21 protein-coding genes are annotated in these 24,943 nt (G+C 39.4%); 9 read left to right on the forward strand and 12 right to left on the reverse strand.

The window, feature by feature from the left end; translation table 11 throughout:
- Window positions 1–50: 50 nt before the first annotated feature.
- The 4 genes from JN11_RS19040 to JN11_RS19055 all read left to right on the forward strand — a co-directional run bounded on the left by JN11_RS19040 (window position 51) and on the right by JN11_RS19055 (window position 4,670).
- On the forward strand, window positions 51–1,061 hold the full coding sequence (locus JN11_RS19040; RefSeq protein ID WP_144915108.1) for a YncE family protein: 1,011 nt from the start codon (window positions 51–53) through the stop codon (window positions 1,059–1,061).
- Between the two features lie 224 nt (window positions 1,062–1,285).
- The gene (locus tag JN11_RS19045) at window positions 1,286–1,960 is read left to right on the forward strand and encodes a vWA domain-containing protein (protein WP_144915110.1); all 675 of its coding nucleotides are present in this window, start codon (window positions 1,286–1,288) and stop codon (window positions 1,958–1,960) included.
- Window positions 1,957–2,721 (forward strand): PP2C family serine/threonine-protein phosphatase, encoded by a 765-nt coding sequence (locus tag JN11_RS19050; RefSeq protein WP_144915111.1) that lies wholly within the window; start codon window positions 1,957–1,959, stop codon window positions 2,719–2,721. Before JN11_RS19045 ends, JN11_RS19050 begins: the two co-directional genes overlap by 4 nt.
- The gene (locus JN11_RS19055) at window positions 2,721–4,670 is read left to right on the forward strand and encodes a protein kinase domain-containing protein (protein WP_144915113.1); all 1,950 of its coding nucleotides are present in this window, start codon (window positions 2,721–2,723) and stop codon (window positions 4,668–4,670) included. The genes JN11_RS19050 and JN11_RS19055 overlap by 1 nt, the downstream gene beginning before the upstream one ends.
- A 6-nt stretch (window positions 4,671–4,676) precedes the next feature.
- Here JN11_RS19055 and JN11_RS19060 read toward each other — a convergent pair whose 3' ends face one another.
- Window positions 4,677–5,480: an SDR family NAD(P)-dependent oxidoreductase gene (locus JN11_RS19060; protein WP_144915114.1), complete on the reverse strand. Its 804-nt coding sequence runs from the start codon at window positions 5,478–5,480 to the stop codon at window positions 4,677–4,679.
- A gap of 128 nt (window positions 5,481–5,608) precedes the next feature.
- On the opposite strand from JN11_RS19060, the gene JN11_RS19065 reads away from it, so the two are divergent.
- Window positions 5,609–7,513 (forward strand): AAA domain-containing protein, encoded by a 1,905-nt coding sequence (locus JN11_RS19065; RefSeq protein WP_144915116.1) that lies wholly within the window; start codon window positions 5,609–5,611, stop codon window positions 7,511–7,513.
- A gap of 143 nt (window positions 7,514–7,656) precedes the next feature.
- Here the strand turns inward: JN11_RS19065 and JN11_RS19070 are convergent, their stop codons facing one another.
- On the reverse strand, window positions 7,657–9,054 hold the full coding sequence (locus tag JN11_RS19070; protein ID WP_144915117.1) for a DUF4403 family protein: 1,398 nt from the start codon (window positions 9,052–9,054) through the stop codon (window positions 7,657–7,659).
- 418 nt (window positions 9,055–9,472) lie between these two features.
- Here JN11_RS19070 and JN11_RS19075 point away from each other — a divergent pair, with 418 nt between their 5' ends.
- The 3 genes from JN11_RS19075 (at window position 9,473) to JN11_RS19085 (ending at window position 11,760) form a co-directional block, all read left to right on the forward strand.
- Window positions 9,473–10,285 (forward strand): oxidoreductase, encoded by an 813-nt coding sequence (locus JN11_RS19075; protein ID WP_144915119.1) that lies wholly within the window; start codon window positions 9,473–9,475, stop codon window positions 10,283–10,285.
- Window positions 10,286–10,322: 37 nt separating this feature from the next.
- Window positions 10,323–11,144 (forward strand): helix-turn-helix domain-containing protein, encoded by an 822-nt coding sequence (locus JN11_RS19080; RefSeq protein ID WP_144915121.1) that lies wholly within the window; start codon window positions 10,323–10,325, stop codon window positions 11,142–11,144.
- 100 nt (window positions 11,145–11,244) lie between these two features.
- Window positions 11,245–11,760 carry a hypothetical protein gene (locus JN11_RS19085; RefSeq protein WP_144915122.1) on the forward strand — a complete coding sequence of 172 codons (516 nt, stop codon included), beginning with the start codon at window positions 11,245–11,247 and terminating at the stop codon, window positions 11,758–11,760.
- A 1-nt stretch (window position 11,761) separates the two neighbouring features.
- Here JN11_RS19085 and JN11_RS19090 read toward each other — a convergent pair whose 3' ends face one another.
- Window positions 11,762–12,505 (reverse strand): hypothetical protein, encoded by a 744-nt coding sequence (locus JN11_RS19090; RefSeq protein WP_144915124.1) that lies wholly within the window; start codon window positions 12,503–12,505, stop codon window positions 11,762–11,764.
- 241 nt (window positions 12,506–12,746) lie between these two features.
- On the opposite strand from JN11_RS19090, the gene JN11_RS19095 reads away from it, so the two are divergent.
- Entirely contained in the window at window positions 12,747–13,466 is a 720-nt protein-coding gene (locus JN11_RS19095) for a DUF4397 domain-containing protein (protein ID WP_144915126.1), read from the forward strand.
- Window positions 13,467–13,577: 111 nt separating this feature from the next.
- On the opposite strand, the gene JN11_RS19100 is transcribed toward JN11_RS19095, so the two are convergent.
- The 9 genes from JN11_RS19100 to JN11_RS19140 form a co-directional block, all read right to left on the reverse strand.
- On the reverse strand, window positions 13,578–14,417 hold the full coding sequence (locus JN11_RS19100) for a universal stress protein (protein ID WP_144915127.1): 840 nt from the start codon (window positions 14,415–14,417) through the stop codon (window positions 13,578–13,580).
- A gap of 58 nt (window positions 14,418–14,475) precedes the next feature.
- Window positions 14,476–14,934 (reverse strand): MarR family winged helix-turn-helix transcriptional regulator, encoded by a 459-nt coding sequence (locus JN11_RS19105; protein ID WP_144915129.1) that lies wholly within the window; start codon window positions 14,932–14,934, stop codon window positions 14,476–14,478.
- Between the two features lie 141 nt (window positions 14,935–15,075).
- The gene (locus JN11_RS19110; RefSeq protein ID WP_144915131.1) at window positions 15,076–15,900 is read right to left on the reverse strand and encodes a universal stress protein; all 825 of its coding nucleotides are present in this window, start codon (window positions 15,898–15,900) and stop codon (window positions 15,076–15,078) included.
- Window positions 15,901–15,946: 46 nt separating this feature from the next.
- Window positions 15,947–17,368 (reverse strand): inorganic phosphate transporter, encoded by a 1,422-nt coding sequence (locus JN11_RS19115; protein ID WP_144915132.1) that lies wholly within the window; start codon window positions 17,366–17,368, stop codon window positions 15,947–15,949.
- A gap of 232 nt (window positions 17,369–17,600) precedes the next feature.
- A complete protein-coding gene (locus JN11_RS19120; RefSeq protein ID WP_144915134.1) occupies window positions 17,601–18,173 on the reverse strand; it encodes an NADPH-dependent FMN reductase in 573 nt (190 codons plus the stop codon).
- A 223-nt stretch (window positions 18,174–18,396) separates the two neighbouring features.
- Window positions 18,397–18,585, reverse strand: a complete 189-nt coding sequence (locus tag JN11_RS19125) for a DUF3606 domain-containing protein (protein WP_170227796.1) — start codon at window positions 18,583–18,585, stop codon at window positions 18,397–18,399.
- 301 nt (window positions 18,586–18,886) lie between these two features.
- Window positions 18,887–20,296 (reverse strand): efflux transporter outer membrane subunit, encoded by a 1,410-nt coding sequence (locus JN11_RS19130; protein WP_144915137.1) that lies wholly within the window; start codon window positions 20,294–20,296, stop codon window positions 18,887–18,889.
- Between the two features lie 104 nt (window positions 20,297–20,400).
- Entirely contained in the window at window positions 20,401–23,616 is a 3,216-nt protein-coding gene (locus JN11_RS19135; RefSeq protein ID WP_144915139.1) for an efflux RND transporter permease subunit, read from the reverse strand.
- 79 nt (window positions 23,617–23,695) lie between these two features.
- Window positions 23,696–24,832, reverse strand: a complete 1,137-nt coding sequence (locus tag JN11_RS19140) for an efflux RND transporter periplasmic adaptor subunit (protein ID WP_144915141.1) — start codon at window positions 24,830–24,832, stop codon at window positions 23,696–23,698.
- Window positions 24,833–24,943 lie beyond the last annotated feature (111 nt).

Raw genomic sequence — 24,943 nt, forward strand, 5'->3', positions numbered from 1 at the left:
TACAGATTTTTTACAGAAACGATTAATAGCTTAACGCCAAATTATAACAAATGAAAAAGATTACGATACTAAGCTTTGTGATTTTATTAAGCACCTTGACTATTGTTAAGGCACAAAAAAATGCTGCTTACCATATTGTAAAAACTTTTCATATTAAAAGCAGTGGCGGCTATGATTATACAACGGTTGATACAGCCTCAAACCGGCTGTATGTATCACATGGCACCCAAGTTAATGTAATTGATAAAGTCACAGGTGATTCTATAGGGGTAATTAAATCTGAAAAGGATGTTCATGGTATAGCATTGGTTCATGCCGTCGGCAAGGGTTATATTACTAACGGAGGAGCTAATAGTGTAATCGTATTCGACCTTAAAACATTCCAAATATTGGGGCATGTGCCTACCGGCCAATTTGCTGATGGAATTATTTATGATGATTTTTCGAAGAAGGTAATTACCTGCAATGGAAAAAGTAAAAGCATGACAGTAATTGACCCGGTAAGCGATAAAGCCATTGCCACAGTACAACTAACCGGATGGCCCGAAACCGCCGCAAGCGATGGCCGAGGAAAAATTTATGTTAACAATGCAGAGAAAAGCGAGATTGACGTTATTGACGCGACAACTTATAAAGTAATTAATAACTGGCCTATAGCACCAGGTAAAAGTGCTTCTGGACTGGCAATTGACCGTGTTAACATGCGTCTGTTTGCCGGTTGCGACAACAAACTGCTGGTAGTAATGAACGCCCTTAATGGCAAGATAGTTACCACCCTGCCTATTGGTGATGAATGCGATGCGGTTGGATTTGATAAAAAACTGCGCACCATCTATTCATCAAACGGGGAAGGTATGTTAACCATTATCAAAGAACTCAATGCAGACAAATTTATAGTGGCACAAAACCTGAAAACCAAAGAAGGAGCACGAACACATGCAGTTGATCAGCTTACACATATCATTTACCTGCCCACAGGCGAATTTGAACCAAAGAAAGCGGGAGACTTCAGACCTAAAGTAAAGCCGGGAACATTCCAGATATTGGTTGTTAAACCTTAATCATATAAAGTTTACTGCGCAGATTAGTTTAATCCTTGAAACTTGCCTTTGAGTTTATTTTCGGGGCATCGTTATGCCATAGCTATAACAATTGTCAGCTGCAACAAACCTAATGAGGTCAGTGCGTACTCCTACTGATGTTGATTTCTTACTCTACTTTAAAGCAAATTTATTTTTAACTATTTTAATATCTTTAAGCTTTTAAATATTTTGTGTTTATGAGTATGGATGAATATATATCGTTCGAGCAAGTCCCCTTTGGTTCAGATGATTTTGCCAATAACCCGGAGTCAAGATGTCCGTGTATGTTATTGCTTGATACCTCTGGTTCGATGGGAGGAATGCCGATACAACAGTTAAATGAGGGAATACAAACTTTAAGAAATGAGCTGATTCAAGACTCTCTTGCTTCTAAAAGAGTGGAAGTAGCGATGATCACCTTTGGACCGGCAAAATTGGAATCAGATTTTTCAACTGTAGATCACTTCTTCCCTAAACCGCTGACTGCTGAAGGGGATACTCCGATTGGTGCAGCCATTACCATGGGTATAGAGCTGATTAACCAGCGTAAGCAGGTTTATAAAGAAAATGGTGTAGGTTATTACAAGCCCTGGATCATTCTGATCACTGATGGCGCACCAACCGATAATTGGTCAAATGCAGCACAGCTTGTTCGTGAGGGAGAAGCTAAAAATTCTTTTGCATTTTTTGCAATAGGTGTGGAAGGCGCCAGTATGGATACCTTAAGCAAAATTGCAGTACGTTCTCCAATCAAACTTCGCGGTTTAATGTTCAGGGAGTTTTTCCTGTGGCTGTCTTCATCCATGAAAATGGTATCCAGCAAAAACCCGGGTACAACTACACAGCTGTTACCACCATCGGGCTGGGGCGAAGTATGATCTGGAAAGTAATTGGTCAAAGTATTATCGGTTCGTCTCATGTACAGTCCGGAAAAACTTGTGAAGATGCTTTTCAATTTCAGTTAGTTGATCTACCTGAAGAAGAGCAGGCCTTGATTTGTTTTGTGAGCGATGGCGCCGGGAGCGCCGTTTGTGCTGCCGAGGCTTCACAACTTGCCGTAAGCAGTAGTGTTGCAACACTTTCTGACTGGATAAGTACCGGCAGAATAGTTGATGATGCTGCATTAATGGAGCTGGCAGAAATTGTTTATGATTCATTAAAGGCTGCAGCCGAAGAAAAGGAATTACCACTGAATGAATTTTCATGCACTTTACTGGGTGCTATGATCCTGCCGGATAAGGCTTGCTTTTTGCAGATAGGTGATGGCGCAATAGTAAGAAATGATGGTAAGGATTATTTCACACATATTTGGTGGCCACACAATGGCGAGTATCAGAACACAACCACCTTTGTGATTGATGACCCGAATTTGCCCAATCTTAAAACCAAAATAGTTGAGGAGCAAATTACTGAAGTAGCCATTTTTTCGGATGGATTACAAATGTTGGCGCTTAATAACGAAACAGAAAGCGTTCATCAGCCATTTTTTAATGATCTGTTTAAAGTTTTACGTATGGCAGGCAACCAGAATCACATAGATATTTTGAATAAAAGGCTGTCTGATTATCTCTCTGGCGATGCAATTAACAGCCGAACAGATGATGACAAAACACTGGTACTGGCAACGAGGTTAAGGTAATGGCGGGATTGATTTATAACGGACTAAAAGGCGACCGCTATGTAACCGGGCGGCGGATTGGAGAAGGTGGTGAAGGCATCATTTATGAAGTGCAGGGAAGCACGGAATTCGTTATAAAGGTTTATAAAGAAAAAACGGACCGGGATAAGGAAGATAAGCTGATTTTTATGGCTTCAATGGCTATGCCAGAGCTGTTAAAGTTTGCTGCGTGGCCCGTTGATGTAATTAGAGATGCTGCCGGACAGGTTGCCGGTTTTGTGATGAAGAAACTCGTTTCCTTTGTCCCATTACATATGCTGTTCAATCCGATGGACAGGAAAAGGATTTTCCCGGATAAGGGGTATAACTTTTTGATCCATGTAGCCAGAAACCTTGCCATTGCTTTTCATCAGATCCATCAGCAGGGTATTGTTGTTGGCGATGTTAATGAGGCCAATATATTGGTGAGTAATACCGGTATGGTGGTACTGATTGATTGTGATTCGTTCCAGGTAAAAAACGGGAGCCGTTATCATTTCTGTGAAGTAGGAATTCCACGTTATACCCCACCGGAACTGTTGGAAAAAGGCTCATTTGAACAGGTCGTTCGTACCATTAATACCGATTCTTTTTCATTAGCTACGCTGATTTTTCAATTGATCTTTTTAGGGCGAGCTCCTTTTACCGGTATTAACTTAAGTAAAGAAGATTTTGAAGAGGATAAAGCAATCAGGCTGGGAGAATTTGCTTACTCATTGAGGAGGTCAAACAAAAAACTTAGTCCAGCAAAATATAGTCTTGATTTAAATACCTTCACCCCTGGGGTGATTAATGATTTCCACGAGGCATTTGAAAACAGGGTAGCCCGACCAACACCAATTCAATGGATCAATGACCTGGAAAACCTGAGTAAAGAAATCAGGGTATGTGATCGTTCCGGCCTTCATTTTTATCCTAGGGGATTATCCAAATGCCCGTGGTGCACCTTTAAAGAGCAGGCCGGGATCATTTACTTTTTTGATGATACCTATTTACACATACTGCCCGAATTAAAGGATATTGAACAGTTTGTTAACGGATACAGGCTCGAAAAAATTGAGATTAAAAGACTGCCGGATACTTTTGTTTCCGGTTCTCTTGCACCTACCCCTATTCCACAGCAGTTTTTCAAATCATATTATATTAAAATTGCGGTATTAATTTGTTTGTTGCTATTAATAATTGGGCTTTGTTTCACTCCTTTTTGGTATTGCACCCCAATACTTTTTTCCCATCTAATTTTTAAAAAAAGGCTCCCTTATCATGTTAATTTGGATACAGAACTAACACAGCGGGAAATAACTTACGAACGTTTAAATGCGGCTTTTTTGTCCTTGGTTAATAAACATAATTCCCCAGCCGAGCTGAAACGCTATAATCAATCAGCCAGTAAGCTTTCAGATGCCATCACTCAGCTCAGAAGATTACCAGAGGATTTAATTATTCGGAAAAAGAAAATTGAAGAAAAATATTATCATGCTAAATACCAGGTACATTTGCAACAATTTGATATCGGGCATTACCCTATCCCCTCTTTCGGGCTGGCAAAAAAACAACTGATCCAAAAAAACGGGATCAAAACAGCGGCTGATCTATTTAAGTTAAAATCTGTCAAAATAAGCGGCATCGGCCCAAAAAATATCCAGATTCTTTTTGACTGGCAAAGGCATATAGGCACCGGCTTTGTTTACATCCCTGATACCGCCGCCATTGACCGTGAAATGGCCATAGCTGCCAATCAGATTTTCGTAGAAAAATTAAAATTACAAAACATAGTCAAAAAAGAATACCAGGAAATAGTTAAGCTAAAAGACAGTATCATAACTACCAATGATCAGCTCGAAAAGCAATACATAACCACAGGCAAAAAACTGTACCAGGCTCAACTGGATTTAAATGCATTTAAAAAGCTGGCTAACAAGTGGTTTTAATAATAATTATTTAGGAGTCAGTTTGGGAGCTATCCTAAAGAAAATACCCGGAGCCAACCGCATCAGCCAAAGCGCTATCCTCTCACCGCCAAACCTACCGATGTAAGGCTCAAAAGATCCTTTTCTAATAGCTTTCAAAATCTGCCTGGCAGCTATTTCAGGTGCAAGCCCATTGCTTATATCTTCTGAATGCTTACCCAATCCGTAAGGATTTTTCGTAATGGCATATAAAGAAATATTAGTTCTGATATAACCCGGCGTAAGCACTGTTACTTTAATATTATCGGGAGCCACCTCAGCACGCAGGCAATCAAAAAATCCGTGTAGGGCATGTTTGGCAGCAGCATAAGCGGCCCGCATAGGTGTGCCTATTTTACCCATAACACTGCTGGTTACTACAAAATGCCCGGTTTTTCGTTCTTTAAAGTGGGGCAGCAAATCTTTGGTGAGCGCTACATAACTAAAATAATCTAGCTCCATAACTTGCCGATGCGCATTCAATTCTGTTTCTATCACGAGCGACCGTTGGGTTACGCCGCCATTATGCACCATGATATCTATCCGGCCAAAATAACCGATAGCCTGATCAGTTTTCCCTTGCAAAGAAGGGATATCTGATAGATCAAGGGGAAAAACCACAACCTGTTCAGGAATACTGCAGGCCTGTTTAACCCGCTGTAATTCTTTTTCTCTCCGGCTGGATAAAATCAGTTTAGCTCCTTGGGCCGATAGAGCATATGCCAGAAATTCTCCTATCCCGGAAGATGCTCCGGTTATCCAAACAACCTTGTTGTTAAAATAGTTGCTCATTTAAATGCTTTTTTAATTTTAGTAAAAAAAAAACATTAATCATTATCTCTCTTATGAAAATGAAGTCACCATGTCACAATTAACAGTAGTAAAATAAATGCATGGCGGTAATTTTTACCTTTGCGCCAATGCACTATTTTAAAAATTTACAGGATCTTTTAAAAACTGAACGTACTGAAGACCGTGATGCCTATTTAAAACTCGCCGAAAGCACTTCTGTTATTGACAGGCGAGCGGCTGGCATTGCCTGGTATCCCATTGCTATTACCGGCACTGAACCTAGCCGTGGTGATTATCTGAATGTAGAAGTTGAACGCAAAACACATCTTGATGTAATCAGCCAGATAAGGTTTGGCAGCCCGGCGGTATTATTTTCCAATCATGATCCTAAAAACAACCGGGTTGAAGGTGTAATTTCTTATACAGGTGGTAACCGTTTAAAAATAAACTTGTTTACCGAAGAACTTCCGGATTGGTGCTCGGAAGGTAAGCTGGGCATTGATCTGTTGTTTGATAATAACAGTTACGATGAAATGTTTAGCGCCCTTAACCAGGCAGCAAAGCTTTTGGACGATCCTAAAGAAGGACGTTTAGTACAGGTTTTAACCGGCCAAAAACAGCCGTCTTTCCAGCCACAAAAAATCAACTCGTCTTTAACTGGGTTAAATGAATCGCAGCAAGCTGCCGTAGAAAAAGTAGTTACTGCGCAAGACCTTGCCATTATTCACGGGCCGCCGGGGACGGGTAAAACCACTACACTTGTACAGGCTATCAGGATATTGGTTACTGAATTCAGTGAAAAAGTACTGGTAGTTGCACCCAGCAATACAGCTGTTGATTTGTTAAGCGAGCAATTGTCATTAGTAGGATTAAAAGTTTTACGTATTGGTAATCCGGCTAAAATTTCAGACAGACTAATTGACCTGACGCTGGATAAACAAATGGTTGATCACCCTTACTCAAAAGAAGCCAAACGTTTAAAAAAGCAGGCGGCCGAATTTAAAAATATGGGGCATAAATATAAGCGCAACTTTGGCAAAGCAGAACGCGATCAGCGCAAGGCACTATTTAATGAGGCCCATAAAATAATGAAAGAGGTTGGCAAAACGGAGCAGTTTATTATTGATGATCTGACAGCCAAAGCACAGGTAATTACGGCAACGCTAGTTGGTTCAAACAATTACGCTATCAAAAGTTTGAGTTATGATACGGTAGTTATTGACGAGGCCGGCCAGGCTTTGGAACCCGCCTGCTGGATCCCCGTGTTAAAAGCAAAGAAAACTATTTTTGCAGGTGACCATTTGCAGCTCTCTCCAACCATTAAATCGGCAACTGCTGCAAAAAATGGGTTAAGCCAAACGCTGATGGAAAAATGCATTGCATTGCACCCGGAAAGTGTAACCATGCTAAACATTCAATACCGAATGAATGAAGCGATAATGGCATTTTCTGCACAGCAATTTTATGATAGCCATTTAAACGCGCACCCTTCGGTAGCGCAACGCACACTTTTTGACGGGGATATGCCTTTTACTTTTATTGATACTACCGGATGCGGATTTGAGGAAAAGCCCGAAGGCACCAGCGTTGTAAACCCGGAAGAAGCTTCTTTTTTATTTAAATACCTTAACCATTTTATTGAGAAGTTGGTGCCTCATTATTCAAAAGCCGATTTTCCATCGGTGGCGGTTATATCGCCTTATAGTCAGCAGATCCGCTTGCTTAAAGAGCAGCTGATTAATACGCCAGAGCTTAGTGTATATCAGCAAAACATCGCTGTAAACACTATAGACAGCTTTCAGGGCCAGGAGCGTGATATGGTGGTTATTAGCATGACCAGGAGTAATACCGAGGCATCTATAGGATTTTTGTCAGATATCCGCCGGATGAATGTAGCGATGACACGGGCCAAAAAGAAGCTGGTTATTATTGGCGACAGCGGCACATTATCTATCCTGCCATTTTATGCTGATCTGATTAAATATGCAGAAAAAATAAACAGCTATCAAAGCGCCTGGGAATACCTGTCGTAAGAAAAATTTCGATCTGGCTCAATCACCTTTCCATCGCCATAAATGTAAACTGGCATAGGTGCGCGGAAAAGATTTAAGCGAAGACATAAATAATTAGTCTTCGCTTTTTGTTTTAAGTATGATATAAACTCATCATCAAGCTATTACATCACTACCTTAACCTTAATTTGTCCGGTAGATAAGGTGCGGATAATCAGTTTTTCGCTGGTTGGGTAAATGGCCTGAATGTCTAGGTCCTGGATAGTTACATAAGAGTGAACGCCTTTATCATAGTCGCGGCTGAGTTCTTTTTGCAACCTGGTTTTGCTATCGGCAATAAACGAAGTAAAGTTATAGGTAGCCCGCTGACGAATCATGCTGGTTATCTTTTCATTAAACATCCATTTAGCCACCTTTAGCATCCAGGCTTTGGTTTGTAAGTCAAAACTCAAATCAGGGAACGATAGTTCATGTTTTTCAGCATTATAAACAGGTGTGCCTACCAGGTAAATCGTCCCGGTGTTTGACCCGCTAAAATCTATCTTCATCGCTATTTTAGTACCTATTCCGTAAACCCGGGTACTATCAACAATAAACTCCTTACCGGCAATGTCCATTTTTTGGCCCACTACCTGTTGGTTTACAACATTGGTAAGGTGTTTGTAATTCTCTAACAGATCAAGGTATATATTAAACCCATTTGCAGGTACATAAGTACTTAAGTTTGGTAAGGGCTTTATTGGTTGAGGATTACTTACCGTAGTTACATATGGTTTTGCAGATATCCCAACTGAAAAATTAAGCAAAGAGCCATTTAAGTTAAAGCTGCTTAAACGCACCGATTGCGGATTAATATAAACGAAGCCCACATCGCCAACTTTATATTCTACGGCCAGGCTTTTCCATAATTGTTCAAGCATGGGTTTGGTATTGTAGGCTGCAACCTTAGCGTCAACCTGTTTACCAAGGTCATTAAGGGGTTGATTTAAATAGTCAATCAAACGGTCAGTTACATCAATATTACCCATAAACACATTACAGCGATCCAATGCTTTTGGAGCCGGATACAATATTGTTTTGGACTTTAAATGATAATCAGGCATTACATTGATGGTTGATTGGTAGGATATTTCCATCCTGCGTAATGGTTCACCAACCCCGCATTGTGCAGAAATAGTAGGTACAATACACTGAGGCCCCGAGCCCAAAAGAGATGAGCACTTAGCACAATATGATGCCGTGAAACCATAGCTACCCGTAAATTTCAGGTTAACTACATTATTACTGCCCGTTATAGCAAATGGTGTCCGTAAAAAAGTATAGCTATAGCTCAAGCCCTGGCAAGGTTGCTGACTATCTGCATATTTGGTTGGTACCGAATTTTCGGCTTGTACAAAATAGGTTTTCAGGTCAACGGTTACGGGTACTTCAATGTTAGATAACGGCTGAACAATACCGGGGATTTCGGCACCTGTATTTACAGGGGCCACCGGTTTTAATGTTTTACATGAATACAAAAAAAATGGAAGTGCAAAGGCTAAAAGTAGATGTTTAAATTTCATGCTTAGGGGATGATTTTCAATGGAGTTTAATTGATATACTATTTTTAATGATGATAAATTTAATAAAGCTCCAGGGGTTTCCGTCAAATGTTTTTACTTCTCCCTGGCTGCATCTCTTAACTGTTTAAGTTATTCTTTAGTATCAATGTTTAATTTTTCTAAGTGGCTGACATATTTCAACAAGTAATTTCAATCGCAAAAATAAAATATTGCCCCGGCTATGAGCCTATTAAAAGCAGGATATTATTCTTTTTCTGTTTGACCAGTTGTATCCCTGGTAAATAAGTGTGAAATTATTTGGTCAGCTTGCCAAATCTTCTCCTTATATGAGCCTTACACTAAAGTAAATTGAGCTGCACACTAAAGTTAACATCACATTTAGTATTGAAATTTGTTATATAAAACAAACCCATAAAAAATGAAAAAAGTAGTATTAATAACCGGGGCTTCTGCGGGTATCGGTAAAGCAACAGCAATTTTTTTAGCGGCTAACGGCTATACGGTTTATGGCGCTGCCCGCCGGGTTGATCGCCTGAATGATCTGATCCCACTTGAGATAAAAGTTATACCAATGGATGTTACCGATGAAGATTCAATGGTAAACGGTGTAAATCAAATCATCAATGAAGAAGGTAAGATAGATATTTTGATCAATAATGCAGGCTATGGATCATACGGAGCTATTGAGGATGTACCTATTGCTGATGCTAAGCAACAGCTGGAAGTAAACCTGTTTGGTTTGGCCCGCTTAATTGAATTGGTATTACCTAAAATGCGTGAGCATCACTACGGTAAAATAGTGAATATCTCTTCAATAGGTGGTAAAATGGCTACTCCATTTGGAGGCTGGTATCACGCCAGTAAATTTGCAATAGAGGGTTTGAGTGATAGTCTTCGTAATGAAGTAAAGCAGTTTGGTATTGATGTTATTGTGATTGAACCAGGCGGCATAAAATCTGAGTGGGGCCAAATAGCGATGGATAGTTTGATCAAAACATCAGGCAATACGGCTTATAAAACATTGGCCGGAAAGTTTTCAAAAGCTTTTGAACAAACCGTAGATAAAAATCCGGAGCCTGTTATTATTGCCGAATTAATTAAAAAGGGAATTGAAGCTAAAAAGCCAAAAGCACGCTACTCCGCAGGTTATATGGCAGCACCCGCTCTTTTTATGGCCTGGTTTCTTCCTGACAGATTAAAAGATAAAGTGATAATGAGTCAGGTAAAATAATAATACAGGCTGTTTTAATATATTTACTGGAGCATTTATGAGTAATAAAGACCCTCAATACACTATACAGGAAATATTTTTCTCCTGCACCGAAAAAAGATACCTATCCAAAGAGAGCTTGGTTCCTGAGCATGGGATATCACACATCTACTCCGGGGAAGTTACGGTTATTGAAGAAAACAAGAGGAAAACTTTCTGCGCCGGGGATACCATATTTTTCCGGCGCAATTACCTCGCTAATTCTTTAAAACAACCTGCTCCTGATGCTCCTTTCAAATCAATAAGTATATTTTTCACGCAACCCTTTCTTAAAAATTATTATTCTTTTCACCCTGTAAAAGAGCCTAAGGGAAAAAGCACAGAAGGATATTCAATTAACACTGCAAGGTTTTGGAAAAATGCCTTGTTCGATAGCTTTTTTAACTCGTTGTGGCCTTACTCTGATTTTTCGGGCCCACTTTCGGACGATCTGATCAATATAAAACTGGCAGAAGCCATCACTATTCTGCGTACTGTTGACCCAGGGATAGATGTCATTTTATCAGAATTTTCAGAACCGGGTAAAATTGATCTGGAAGATTTTATGCTGAAGAATTACTATTATAATGTACCCATTGAGCGTTTAAGCTATTTAACCGGGCGAAGTCTGGCTACCTTTAAAAGAGATTTTAAAAAGCTGTTTGATTTGCCGCCTCAAAAATGGTTAATACAAAAACGATTAAAGCAGGCACATTTCCTTATCACCGAACAAAAACAAAAACCTTCAGAAGTATACGTTCAGGTAGGTTTTGAAAGTCTTTCGCACTTTTCAGTTGCTTTTAAGCAGCAATTCGGGTATAATCCATCTACCTTATATTAATGGGGATTCAAAATCAGCTCACTGATTTTGAAAATTTCGCAGAATTTTATGTAAATTTCCATTCATTAAATCAGGTACTTACAGCTTAACTATCACAATCATGCCTAATCACCTTTCAATACTTGGAATTATTCATACAGCCATCAGTATACTGGCTATTTTTAGTGCATTTTATGCTTTATCGCTTGAAGGTAAAATCAACCCGGCTGATAAGCTCGGTAAAATATATATCATATTAACTATCATAACCTGCTTAACCGGCTTACCAATCATGAAAACCGGGCACCCAACTGCAGGGCACTACCTTGCCATTTTAATATTGGTGTTATTGCCTATTGCTATGTTTATACGTTCATTACGCATATTTGGTAAACTGGCCAATTACGTTCAGGTAATATTGATGTCAGCAACCTTGTTTTTTTCAATGATCCCCGCCGTAGTCGAAACACTTACCCGGCTGCCTATCAGTGCACCATTAGCCAGCGGCCCCGATTCGCCTATTGTTCAAAAAGGGTTAAGCTGCCTGGTAATTCTTTTTGTTGTTGGTGTTTGTTATCAACTGGTAAAACTACGAAGCGAAAGAAAATCAAGCTCAAAACAAGCTGCATCGGCATAAATTAGCCGGCAGTAATTTTTTGCAGGTCCTGTTTTAATGATGCAAGGTTAAAGCCGTTGGGTGCAGTATTATTTGAAGCAAAATCGGCGCTGATAATAGCATACGATTCATCGCAGTAGGCATTCCAAAAATCCCAGGTCATGGTTTTTGTTATACCCCAGGTAACTAGGGTTAAGCCATTCGCATCGTATCCAATTACGGGAACAACGTGCCCCCCCCATGATCCTTTTGTGCTACTAGCCTGCGTTCCGGCAGGTGGTATGGCCCATACAGTTTGGGTCTGAGCTGATAAGGGTAAAGATAGGCCAACATAACAGCCTCCAAACAAATAAACCGATTGCATAATATGCTGATGATTTTGTGGTGCAAGAGCGGCATATGCCAATATATTATGCCCTGCTATACCGGTTTTACGCCAATAGTTTAGAGCATCCAGAGTACCCGCACCGCCATCGCCTGTACCTGTAAGCGGGTTATAACCGCTAATGGCTGCATATGCTTTAATAATATCCTGGTCTGCGGGGGTAAACATTGCACCATTGGCATTTGTCCATTCCATAATTAAATGCCCGGCAGCAGCACAGGTGCATATATTTATTTTATCGTTACCCATCATTCCCCATGCACTAATATTACCATCATAGTTATATTGAGCAGGTGCAGCCGGAAGTGCATTTTGATCTATATAATCAGCAAGTTGCAGGGTTTTAGGATCATCAACCGGAGTTGATTTTCCTAGCTTCATTTTTGAGTGATCTGTTTCCAAAGGTCTGGTTGTTTGTTCTTTATTTAAAACGGGTTAAATCTATAAATAAAAACATCAAAAAGCAGTGCTATTTAAGGTATTCTTTACATATGCTAAACCATTCAAAATCTGCATAGAAAGCACCTAAACACACTTATGCATTAAAAAATTTAATATGTTTTGTAGCGTATTTACATCCTATTCCGTAAAGGCAATTAATTACATATAAAATACCTTTATTATGAAAATTTATAAAAATGCCCCTAAAAATTTATTTGCAAAGATCGGTGCGGCCTGTTTAATATCCATAGCGCTTTCATCTTGCTTAAAAGACAATAACACCTACTACAATCCGCCTGTTGCGCTAGTTACGGTTGTACAGGCTTCACCTGATGAGCCTAACCTTGATTTCTTCCTCGAAAGTACCAAAGTAAACCAGAATCCCATTACCTACAATAGTGGTGTTGATTATTTTAAAGCTTACACCGGAAAAAGAACCTTAAATTTTTACACCACCGGCACTACCACTAAAATATTTTCAGACACTGCTACATTCAAACAAAATTACATCTACTCTGTATTTCTGGCTAATAAAGCTACCAGCCCAGAATTAGTAATACTAAGAGACTCTATCAGCCAGCCTTCAGGTAATAATGCAAGTATCAGATTTATAAATTTAAGTCCAGATGCGCCTTCGGTAGATTTTGCTGTTAAAGGGGGATCCTCCGTTATTACGGCTAACAAAGCCTATAAAGGATTTTCATCATTTGCACCAATTGCCGGAAACAACAGTTACACTTTTCAGGTATTACAAACCGGCACAAATACTGTTTTGGCTAGTTTGCCTTCAACAACGCTTCAAGCCGGTTCCGTTTATACCTTTTGGTTTACAGGCTTAGCGACGCCAACCAATACTACTGATGGTTTATCACTTAATATTATGTCAAACGCTACTTATTAATAAAATCGGAAACAGAAAATAAGATATGCCTCGCCTTGCCCTCTCAAAAAAAGAATTTAAAGTTTACACTTTTAATGCACTTGCCTCTTGAGAGGATTGGGTGGGGCTAACTTATTTAAGTATCAAAACCGGATGTAAGGCATTTAAGGCTAAAGCATCTGTAATGCTTTTGTGCGTAAAACTATAAAAGAAGCTGTATTTGCCAGGGAGAGCTATAATTAGCTGCACTGCATGCTTTTGGGCGAAATCCAATATCCCCTTAACAGTATTGTCATATTCGGAACAATATACTTTGTATTCATAGTGCTGCAATAACTCCTTTAGCGCAGTGGTATGGTTATCATTTTCTGTAAGATGTTTTTGATGAGTGGCTACATTTAACACTAATAACTGAGGATGGATCCACTTTTTGGAGCCGGGGATATTCTTCAGCATATCTAACCGGGCTATTGCTGCAAAATCACAGGGCACTAAAGCTTTTTCTACTTTTTTATATTTTACTTTTGATGGTATAATTAGCACAGGTATAGCACTTGTTTTAGAAATAGCTACCACCTGCCCGCCAATATAGCTATCATCCAAAAAAGAGCTCCCACCGCTGCCAACTATTATCAAATCAGGCTTTTGTTCTTCTACCACCTGATGAATGGAGCGTAATAAGGGTAATTCGCTAATCGCTGTTTCAACTTTCAGTGCTCGGTTACACTTATCTACAAACTGGCTGCCTATTTCTCTTAACTGATCCTGAGCCTTTTGCCTGGCTGCATCGATGTCATTGGCGCTCAGCTGTACAAAATCTGCCGAGGGCATTAATTGTGCGTACATGGATAGATAAACACTTTTCAGTAAAATGATACGATCCGCATCAATATCCTTACTGAAATCTGCAGCATATTTTAATGCATTAGCAGATGTTTCTGAAAAGTCAACAGGTACCAGTATTGTTTTCATCTTAGTAATTTACAAAATCAAATCCAATAACCCACATCAACCATCAAAAACGTAACAGCTACATCTTTAAATTGTTGAGCATTTTATTAACCATCATGACACCATCCTCCAAAGCCCTCATATCAACATCAACAGTAGCCATTTGGTAAACTTCTGCAACCCAAGGCATCAATGTTGCACGAAGCTTATTGCCTTCATCTGTCAGGAAAATCAGTTTATTACGCCGGTCAACCTCATCTTCTACCCTTTTTACCATTTGTCTTTTTACCAGGTTATCAATCAGGTAAGTCATGCTTGATTTATCTCGCAAGGTAATGTCGGCTATCTCCTGCTGGTTTATTCCATCTTTTTTCCAAAGACACGCCATTACCTCCAGCATTTCAAAAGTTATATTGATATTATGTTCCTTTATTTTAACCTGAATATACTGACGAATAAAGCTTTTCATTTCGGTCATTGACCGCCCAAACTCCAACGCCAGTTCTTCTTTACTTTTAGGTTTTATTTTAGGTTCCATTGGTAAACAAATTTAATCAAAGTATTCCATAAAGATTAATGTACTGAACCTTCAAGACTCATCTTAATTTAGCTGCTTTTGGGAACAAAAAAACCCGCGCCAAAAGCGCAGGTTTAACAAGGTATAGGTCTAAAGTATTTTCTATTCGTGCAGAACAAGTATGGCTTTAACCAATTTCTTCATTACCTGGTTTACTGTGCTTCTGTTAAACAAGCGGTAAACAATATTATGATGGTGCTTTACCAGGCAAAGAATATCAGTTTCATTTTTTTCGATAAACTCCATTATGCCATTTAAAGGGCGGCTTTCATTAATATAATTAAATTCGAGCTCGGTATCTTTTATCAGCTCTTTCAGCCTGTTCTCGTTAGTTTGCAGATTTTTTGCTTCTGATTTTTCGGCTACATAAAGAACCTGCATTTTTGGCGATCCGAAAGCTTTCACCATTTCATTTAAGGCGTTTACATCATCGGCAGATAAACGGGTCTCATAATCAGTTGCCAGTGTAATTATAGGCGATGAACTTGAAAACTTAGTTTCCAAAGGCACAATCAACGTTGGAATTTTCACTACCGACACCATCATACTGGCATTGCTACCTACAATTCCGGCAATTCCGGTTGAGCCGGTAATACCCATTACCAATAACTCAACATGGTGCTCATCAATATAACGGGTAATAACGTTTTTTAAAAATCCAACCCCGCAAATGGTGTTTACCTCCACGTCCTTAAACTCATCTTTACTGGTATAGGTAGCTGCCCACTCTTTCAGAGCTTCTTTTTTATTGTTATAATAATCATCAATAAATATGGCATTGTAGGTATTATTATTGATGCCTTCGGTAGGATGTATAGCATGTAAAACGCACACCTCCATGTTTAATATTTTGGCTAAATGTAAAGCATATTCCATGGCATTACCTGCACTATTGGAGAAATCGCTTGCTACAAGTATTTGTTTCATTTTTTTAGAACTTTAAGTTACATTAAATGCGTTAAAAAATTACTACTTAAATAAATAAGTGAAAGAACATAAAAAGCAAAAACGCTAAAATTATAGCTACCGGCAGAGTTAATATCCAGGCCATAGCAATACTTTTTAATGTTCCATTATTTAAGTTACTGGTACCACCTGAGGCAACCATTGATCCGGCAATACCGCTCGATAGTACGTGTGTTGTACTAACCGGTAAGCCCGCCCAGGTACTTAAACCTATGGTAGACGCAGCAACAATTTCGGCGGTTGCTCCCTGTGCATAGTTTAAATGCTCATTCCCAATCTTTTCACCAATGGTTACTACTATTCTTTTCCAGCCTACCATTGTACCAATACCTAAAGAAATGGATATGGTTGCAATAACCCATATTGGTGCAAAATCTGTAATTCCGGTTAAATCTTTATTAGCTATAGTTAAAACAGCTTTATCTTCATTAGCAAGTATAATTTTTTTGCTGCTCATTACTTCTGTAATTCCTTTGGTAACGCTTTTTATCTCCTTACGGAACAAATATGTTTTAGCAGTATCTTTAGGATTATTACTGGCCAGCATCGTTTTTGTTTTGATGATGGATGAATCCAATTTAAGCAATATCCCTTTGGCTACCGGATCTGTAGCTGAATTCTTGCTGATCACCTGTTCTGTTTTATTTAACGACAGTAAGATCTTATCGTTTGATATAGAGTGATTAACTGCAAACTTTGCAGGCAAAAATGCTATAAGGATAAGCATTAACAAGCCCACACCTTTTTGTCCGTCATTGCTTCCGTGAAAAAAACTCACCAGCGTACAGGTAGTGATCAATAATAAACGTACTAGAATGGGTGGTTTATCATTCTCACCTTGTGGTATATGAAATAAAGCTTTTGCCTTTAACACATTTTTAATAAACCACATCAGCCCCGCCGCTGCACCAAAACCAATAAGTGGCGAAATAATTAGTGATGTACCTATTTCGCCTGCTTTTGACCAGTTTACGCCAATGCCACCATAATATAAAGTAAATGCTAAGCTTGCTCCTATCATTGCCCCTATTAAGGTGTGCGAACTTGAACAAGGTATACCCAAATACCAGGTACCTAAATTCCACACTATTGAGGCTAACAAAACAGCCAGCACCATGCAGGCACCAACATTTACGGGAAGCTTCATCAAATCATCAAGAGGTAATAGTTTTAATATACCCATTGCAACACCTACCCCACCAAGAAAAACGCCCAGGAAATTAAAAAAACCCGACCAGGGTATAGCAACAACGGGCTTCAGTGCCTTGGTATAAATCACCGTTGCAACGGCGTTTGCAGTATCGTGAAAGCCATTTACAAACTCAAAGCCTACAACGGCCAATAAGCATATAAAAAAAACGATCAGAATTGAACCGCCCAAATTAACCTCGCCTAAAAAAGGGAGGACGATTGCGTTTAATAAGTGCATAATTTTTCAGCTTTTTTTTGAGAGATATGAATCAGGTTATACTAAAAATTAATTTATCACTCAAAGAAATAGATAAGAGTTGTATTTGCTGAAAAATTCTGATTACCAAATTATTATGTTATTATTCAATTAGTGTTACTGTTATATTTCCACTATCAAAAAAACTATTAAACAAAAACAGCAGCCCAATTTGGACCGCTGTTTTTATGCGTTTCTGAACTTAAAAAATGCTTTATTTATCTTCTTTAATAATTTTCAATCCTTTTGCATAACGCGCCAACTGATTAAACATAATTTTTGAAGCAGCAGTAAGTTTTTCGTCACCTACAAACACTCCTTCTTCTGTAAGATATTGGTTATATAATGGAATATTCACCATTTCAGAAAGAGATACTGTTTTTAGTGAAAGCAAATCTGACTTAAGGCTCATAACAGCTCTGACACCGGCAAATGGACCGGCAGAATAACTTACAATACCGGCAGGTTTATACGCCCACTCATGTACCAGGTATTCCAAAGCATTTTTTAATGATGCGGGATAGCTATAATCATATTCGGCGGTTACAAAAACAAAGGCATCAGCCTCTTCAATTTTGGCACTCCACTGTTTGGTATGCTCATGTTCATATTGCTTCATTACAGGGTGAATAGCCTCGTTCATTAACGGCAGGTTTATTTCACCCAAATCCAGAAATTCTACTTCAAAACCACCGTGTTTGGCAGCTTCGTCAACTATCCACTTGGCTATAACCGGTCCTTTTCTACCCGGACGTACGGTTGATGATATAACTTTTAATTTAAACATTATTTGTATCTAATTTTCTGACTCTTTTTCTGAAATATTCAGCGAGAACAAAAGTATCAGAATACCATCTAAAAAATTAAGCTATTCCATAAGTTTACAATGCACAAACATGTGTGTTGCAACATTAATTATTAAAAAGAAGCAGTAACTTGAAAATTTGGTCATAAAAAAAAGCGTAAAACATATATATGTTTTACGCTTTTAAATGTTTTATATAAATACTTTAAACAGCGAATGCATTATTTTTAATATTAGCCGCTATAATTTTAGCTGTAATACTGATATTGTTTGCTGCCTGTTTTAATTCTTCGGCAGTAACACCGTATTTTTTTGCCCAATACTCGTCGTTGTAATTGTCAAGTATCTGGTTATATTCCTTTTTCTGCTCTTCTGTTTTAATTGTAGTTTCCATGTGTTGATGCATTTAAGTGTGAAACAATTATGTATCCGGAAGTTTTATTTTACAAATTGAGTTTCCTCAATAATTTATCTTGTTGTGTTGATTAATAATAACTTAACAAAAGTAAGCCTGGTAGATTAACTAACTATGCTTTTAATGTTAATTTAATGTTAACACTGTCATATTTAAATGACAATCATACGCCTAAAGGCATCTTTTTTTATTATATCAAAGTTAATAGCTATCCACCAATATTTATAAAAAAGGCCTCCGGAGTATTCTCCGAAGGCCCGTCAAAAAAATCACTCACACGTTATCTCCATCCACCGCCTAAAGAGCGGTAAAGATCTGAAACTGCATTCAGCTCATCTCTTTTGACAGAAGCCAGATCCAGTTCGCTCTGTAACACATTACTTTGAGCGGTAATTACTTCAAGATAGGTGGCCATACCATTTTTAAACAACAGATTTGCATTTGATGTAGCATGCTGTAGAGTACTTACCCTGTTGGCAGCTATATCCTGCTGTACTTTCAGTTTTTCAATTTTCACCAGCGCATCTGATACCTCACCCACCGCATTTAAAACTGATTGCCTAAACTGCAATACCGCTTTATCTCTTTGCACTTCTGCTACTTCGTACTGGGTTTTTAATTGTTTATGCTCCAACAATGGCTGTGCAATGCTGCCTGCAACAATTCCGAATATGGATGCCGGAATATTAAACCAACTGCTGGCCTTAAAAGATTCCAAGCCACCGCTGGCTGTGATCCGCAGATCCGGGTACATGGCAGCTTTGTTAATACCTACATTGTTGTTGGCTATAACCAGTTGCAATTCGGCGCTTTTTACATCGGGCCTGCGGCTTACCAAAGCTATCGGCAATCCTGTTGATATATTTGCAGGAATGGTCATTTCGTCTAGTTTTACCGTACGGGCAATTTTATCAGGCAGGCTGCCAGTTAAAATTCTCAGCGCATTTTCCTGGATGGCAATATTCTGCTCAAACTGCGGCACTAATTCGGCAGCCGACTGTAATTGAGCCTCCTGCTGTTGCACAGCTAGCAAAGTAACCTGTCCGGCATCATATTGTAAGCGGATAATACGTAAAGTACTGTCGTTAAGTCTTACATTACTATGTGCAATATCCAGCTGGGCATCCAGCATCAATAGGTTATAATACCCCTGTGATACATTGGCCACCAACGTAGTTTGTATAGCATTTTTAGCCTCTTCGGTTTGCAGATAAGTAGCAAAAGCAGCTTTTTTCTGATCGCGGATCTTACCCCATATATCAGCTTCCCATGATACATCAAGGCCAACCAAATAATCTTCAACATGGTTTGGAAGCCCATATTGCGCTAAACTCAATCCGTTCAACGTATTTAATGAAGAACGGGTGGTATTTGCTGTAACGCTAAGATCGGCAGTAGGTACATTATTCCATTTTGTTTGCTTAAACAGCAATTGCGAAGCTTCAATATTTTTAACCGCTATCTGCATATCGTAATTTCTCACAATCGCGCTGTCAATCAATTTTTGAAGGGTAGCATCAGCAAAAAAGCTTTTCCATTGTATATCAGCAATGCTGCTGGTATCTTTTGCTGCAGCCGCATTCCTGAACGTATCCGGCAGGTCGGGCTTGGGCGTTTTTACATCTTTCGAAACTTTGCAGGCGCTTAGTACTACCAGTAATAAAGCAAACCCGCTAATATATTTTTTCATTGTGTTTTAATTCTTTAATTGTGCATTCAAACTGTTCAGTAAATCGCAAAGCTTACTCACCCTGGCAATCACATCGATTGACCGGGTGAGTTATTAGCGATCACTTATGCTGTTACTTCATCTTTCAACTCCGCAACTGAATGTCCGTTCATATGATCATGTGCATAGCTATTATTCAATACTGCCAATGGCACCCCTGTTATGCGTTCCTGCAACGACTGGAAGATTACGAACAATACCGGGATAATAAATAAGCCCAATAATACGCCCGAAACCATCCCTCCTGCTGCACCGATACTAATAGAGTGGTTACCCTGTGCTGAAGGGCCTGTAGCAATACTCATCGGGAACAAACCGAACACAAAGGCCATTGAAGTCATAATAATTGGACGGAGTCTTAACCGCGCTGCCTCAATAGCTGCTGCAACCAATGGCTGCCCGGCCTTACGGCGCTGTACAGCAAACTCCACAATCAAGATGGCATTTTTAGCCAGCAAACCGATGAGCATAATCAAAGCTACCTGTACGTAGATGTTATTTTCGATACCAGTTAAACCTAATACCACAAACACACCCAAAATACCTGTTGGAATTGAAAGTATTACAGCTAATGGCAATATATAACTTTCATACTGAGCTGATAATAAGAAATATACAAAAATCAAACACAGCATAAATATAATAGCCGACTGACCACCTGACGAAATTTCTTCGCGGGTTTGACCAGAGAACTCATATGAATATCCTGAAGGCAATTGCTCTTTGGCTGTTTCCTCAATGGCTTTAATAGCATCACCTGAGCTATAACCAGGTTTGGGGATAGCATTAATTTCGATGGAATTAAACAGGTTAAAACGTGAAGCTGTTTCAGAACCGTAAACGCGGGTTAGTTTAACCAGCGTATTGATAGGTACGCTCTCGCCCTTATTATTCTTAACAAATACCCGGTTAATTGTTGACGGATCGGTCCTGTCCGCAATATCTGCCTGAACAATTACACGGTAATATTTACCAAAACGGTTAAAATCTGATGCCTGTGCAGTACCAAAGTATGCCTGCATAGTTGAAAGGATATCTCTAACACTTACACCCAACTGATTAGCCTTTTCATCATCAACCTCTAACTGTAACTGAGGATAATCGGCTTTATAAGAAGTGAAAGCATAGGCGATTGCCGGTTTAGCCATCAGTTTGCCGATAAAGTTGTTAGCAACACCGCTAAATTTATCCAGCCTGCCATTTGTTTTATCCTGCAGCACCACGTCCATCGCTTCTACGTTACTAAACCCTGGCACAGTTGGAAAACTGAACACAAAGAACGTACCGCCTGGTATGCCAGCTAATTTACCTCTAACTATATTTTGTATATCATCAATATTCTTTACTGCGCCTCTTTCATCAGTCGGTTTTAACAATAAGAAAATTACACCAGCAGACGGACTGCTTGATTGTGTTAAAAAGTTAAAACCAGATAACGCCGTAACAAATCTTGACGATGGTAAAGTTTTAAGCTGATCTTCAGCCTGTTTGAAAATTTTGTTAGTACCACTTAAAGAAGTTCCTGATGGTGTACTAACAGCTATAGCCACAAAACCCTGATCCTCGGTAGGAATAAAGCCCGTTTTTGTTCTGTTTACCAGGTAAACAGTAAGTGCTATAACCAACACTAATCCGCCTATGCTCAGCCATTTTTTATTGATCAGGAATTTTAAGCCCCCTACATATCTGTTGGTCACATAATTAAAACCACCATTAAAGCCGGCATAAAATTTTTCTACAAAACCTTTTTTAGGTGCATCATGACCATCTGCGCTATGTTTGTTCTTTAAAAACAAGGCAGCCAAAGCCGGACTTAAAGTTAAAGCGTTAACAGCTGATATAACAATAGCTATAGCCATGGTTAATGCAAACTGCCGGTAAAATATACCTGTTGAACCCGTCATGAAACTAACCGGTAAAAACACGGCTGCCATAACCAATGTAATAGATATAATGGCACCCGTAATTTCGTGCATTGCCCCGGTAGTTGCCGCTTTCGGGGTAAGCCCCGGGTTGTGCTCCATTTTGGCGTGAACGGCCTCTACCACCACAATGGCATCATCCACCACAATACCTATTGCCAGCACCAGTGCAAACAGGGTTAAAAGGTTAACAGAGAAGCCAAACAGGTTCATGAAGAAGAAGGTACCGATAATGGCCACAGGAACTGCTATAGCCGGGATCAATGTAGACCTGAAATCCTGAAGGAAAAGAAATACTACCAAAAACACCAATATAAAGGCTTCTATCAAAGTATGTTCAACCTGGTTGATTGATTCATCAAGATCGGTTTTGGTACGATAAAACTGGTTGTATTTGATGCCAACAGGAAAATCCTTTGACAATTTCACCATCAGCTTATCAATATTAATCTGAATTTCGTTGGCGTTTGATCCTGACAGTTGTATGATACCGATGATGATACCGTCGTGTCCGTTCAGGTTACTTACGCTGTTATAAGAATACGCACCCAGTTCAACACGGGCTACATCTTTTAAACGCAATACAGAACCATCAGCATTTGCCCGGATAGCAATGTTCTGATATTCTTCTGGTTGGGTAAGTTTACCTTTATATTTAATTACGTATTCAAAAGCCTCATCACTGCGCTCGCCAAATTTACCAGGAGCGGCTTCGAGGTTTTTGTCCTGTATCGCAGCCGTCACTTCGGCAGGCGTAACATTGTGGGCAGCCATTTGACTTGGATTAAGCCAAACACGCATAGAATAATCCTTAACACCACCAAATATACTGGCAGAACCTACACCCGGGATACGTTTCATTTCGGGGATGATGTTGATCTGCGCATAGTTGGCTACAAAGGTTTGATCGTATTTTTTGGGATCATCGGAGTAGATAGCCATAGCGCCAATGAAGCTATTTTGCTGCTTTGTAGTGGTTATACCATATTGTACAACCTCTGCAGGTAACTGGCTTGTAGCCTGTGACACACGATTTTGAACATTTACTGCCGCCTGATCGGGATCGGTGCCTTGTTTAAAATAAACAGTGATACCCAATGAACCGTCGTTACTGGCAGTGGAAGTCATATAGGTCATATTTTCCACACCGTTAATAGCTTCTTCTAACGAAGGCGTTACGGAACGTAAAATGGTCTCGGCATTGGCACCCGGATAAACGGCAGACACCAGTACTGCCGGAGGGGCAATATTCGGAAACCGCTCTAAAGGCAATTTCGTTAGACCTAATATCCCAACTATCACCAAAAGGATGGAGATAACTGTTGAGAGCACCGGTCTTTCTATAAATTTCTGAAACATAACGTTTGTTTTAGTATAAGTTTAATTTGCCTTACGCTGTATCCTGCAAAACCAGGTAATTTACATAAGGCAATACATATTAATTTTTAGAAACAGCTGCAACTTTATCAGTAGCCTTTACAGGTTGTATAACCTGTCCTTCCTGTAAATGGTCAAAGCCGCTTAATACAATCTGGTCACCGACTTTTACACCATCTTTAACCAAATAATTGCCGCCGCTTTTACCTACAATAACAATAGGCTGTTTTTTAACTTTATTGCTGTCAGCAACGGTAAACACAAAGACCTTGTCCTGCATTTCAACAGTGGCCGATTGAGGAACAATCAATGCATCATTATGCAATTGGCTCAACCTAACTTTTCCGGTATTGCCAGAGCGTAAAAGGCCCTGTGCATTAGGGAAGCTTGCCCTTAAAGTGATAGCGCCGGTAGTTTTATCAAACTGACCGTCAATCATATCAATTTTGCCGGTACTGCCATATGAAGTATTATCAGCCAGTAATAAAGTTACTGATGGCAGGTGTTTTAATTTATCATTTAAAGTTTCACCCGGATATTGTTCTTTAAAGTTTACAAAATCCTTTTCGCTCAATGAAAAATATACGTGAACGTTGTGCACATCTGATAAAAGGGTTAATGCATCAACATCAGCCGGGGCAACTAAACTTCCTTGTTTCTTTGCTAATCTGCCTATGTAACCATTTACAGGTGCTTTTATTAAGGTATAACCTAAATTGATCTCGGCAGTTGAAACAGTTGCTTTTGCCTGTTCCATATTTGATTTAGCCACCTGGTAGGTCGCTTTTGCAGTTTTTAACTGGTAGTCAGATACCACTTTGTTTTGAACCAGCGGTGTTAACTTGTCAATTTCTAACTGGGCATTTGCCACAGCAGCTTCTGTAGCATGTAAGTTGGCTTCGGCATTGTTATATGCAGCGCGGTAAGGCAAATCATTTATTTTAAATAATGGTTCACCTTCGCTTACTTTAGCGCCTTCGTCAACAAATACTTTATCTAAAGTACCGCTTACCTGCGGGCGTATTTCAACGTTAACAGTACCTTCTACCGATGCAGGGTATTCCTGGTAAGTAGTATCGGTTCCGGTAACTATGCTTGATACCGGCAATGCCGGTGGTGGTGGCGCAACAGGCGCCGTTTGTTTTGATGAGCAACTGTATAGTGCAAGCACAATGAGTGCTAAAGAGAGACTTTTCATGTTTGATTAATTAAAATTTGTTGTTGTTTTGATATATGATTTGGTATTAAGTTCATTAGCAACACACTGCACAGCAGGCAGTAGTATTGATTGATTTAACAGTGTTAAATT

Origin of the sequence: Mucilaginibacter frigoritolerans (assembly GCF_007830615.1) — a bacterium.
GTDB lineage: Bacteria > Bacteroidota > Bacteroidia > Sphingobacteriales > Sphingobacteriaceae > Mucilaginibacter > Mucilaginibacter frigoritolerans.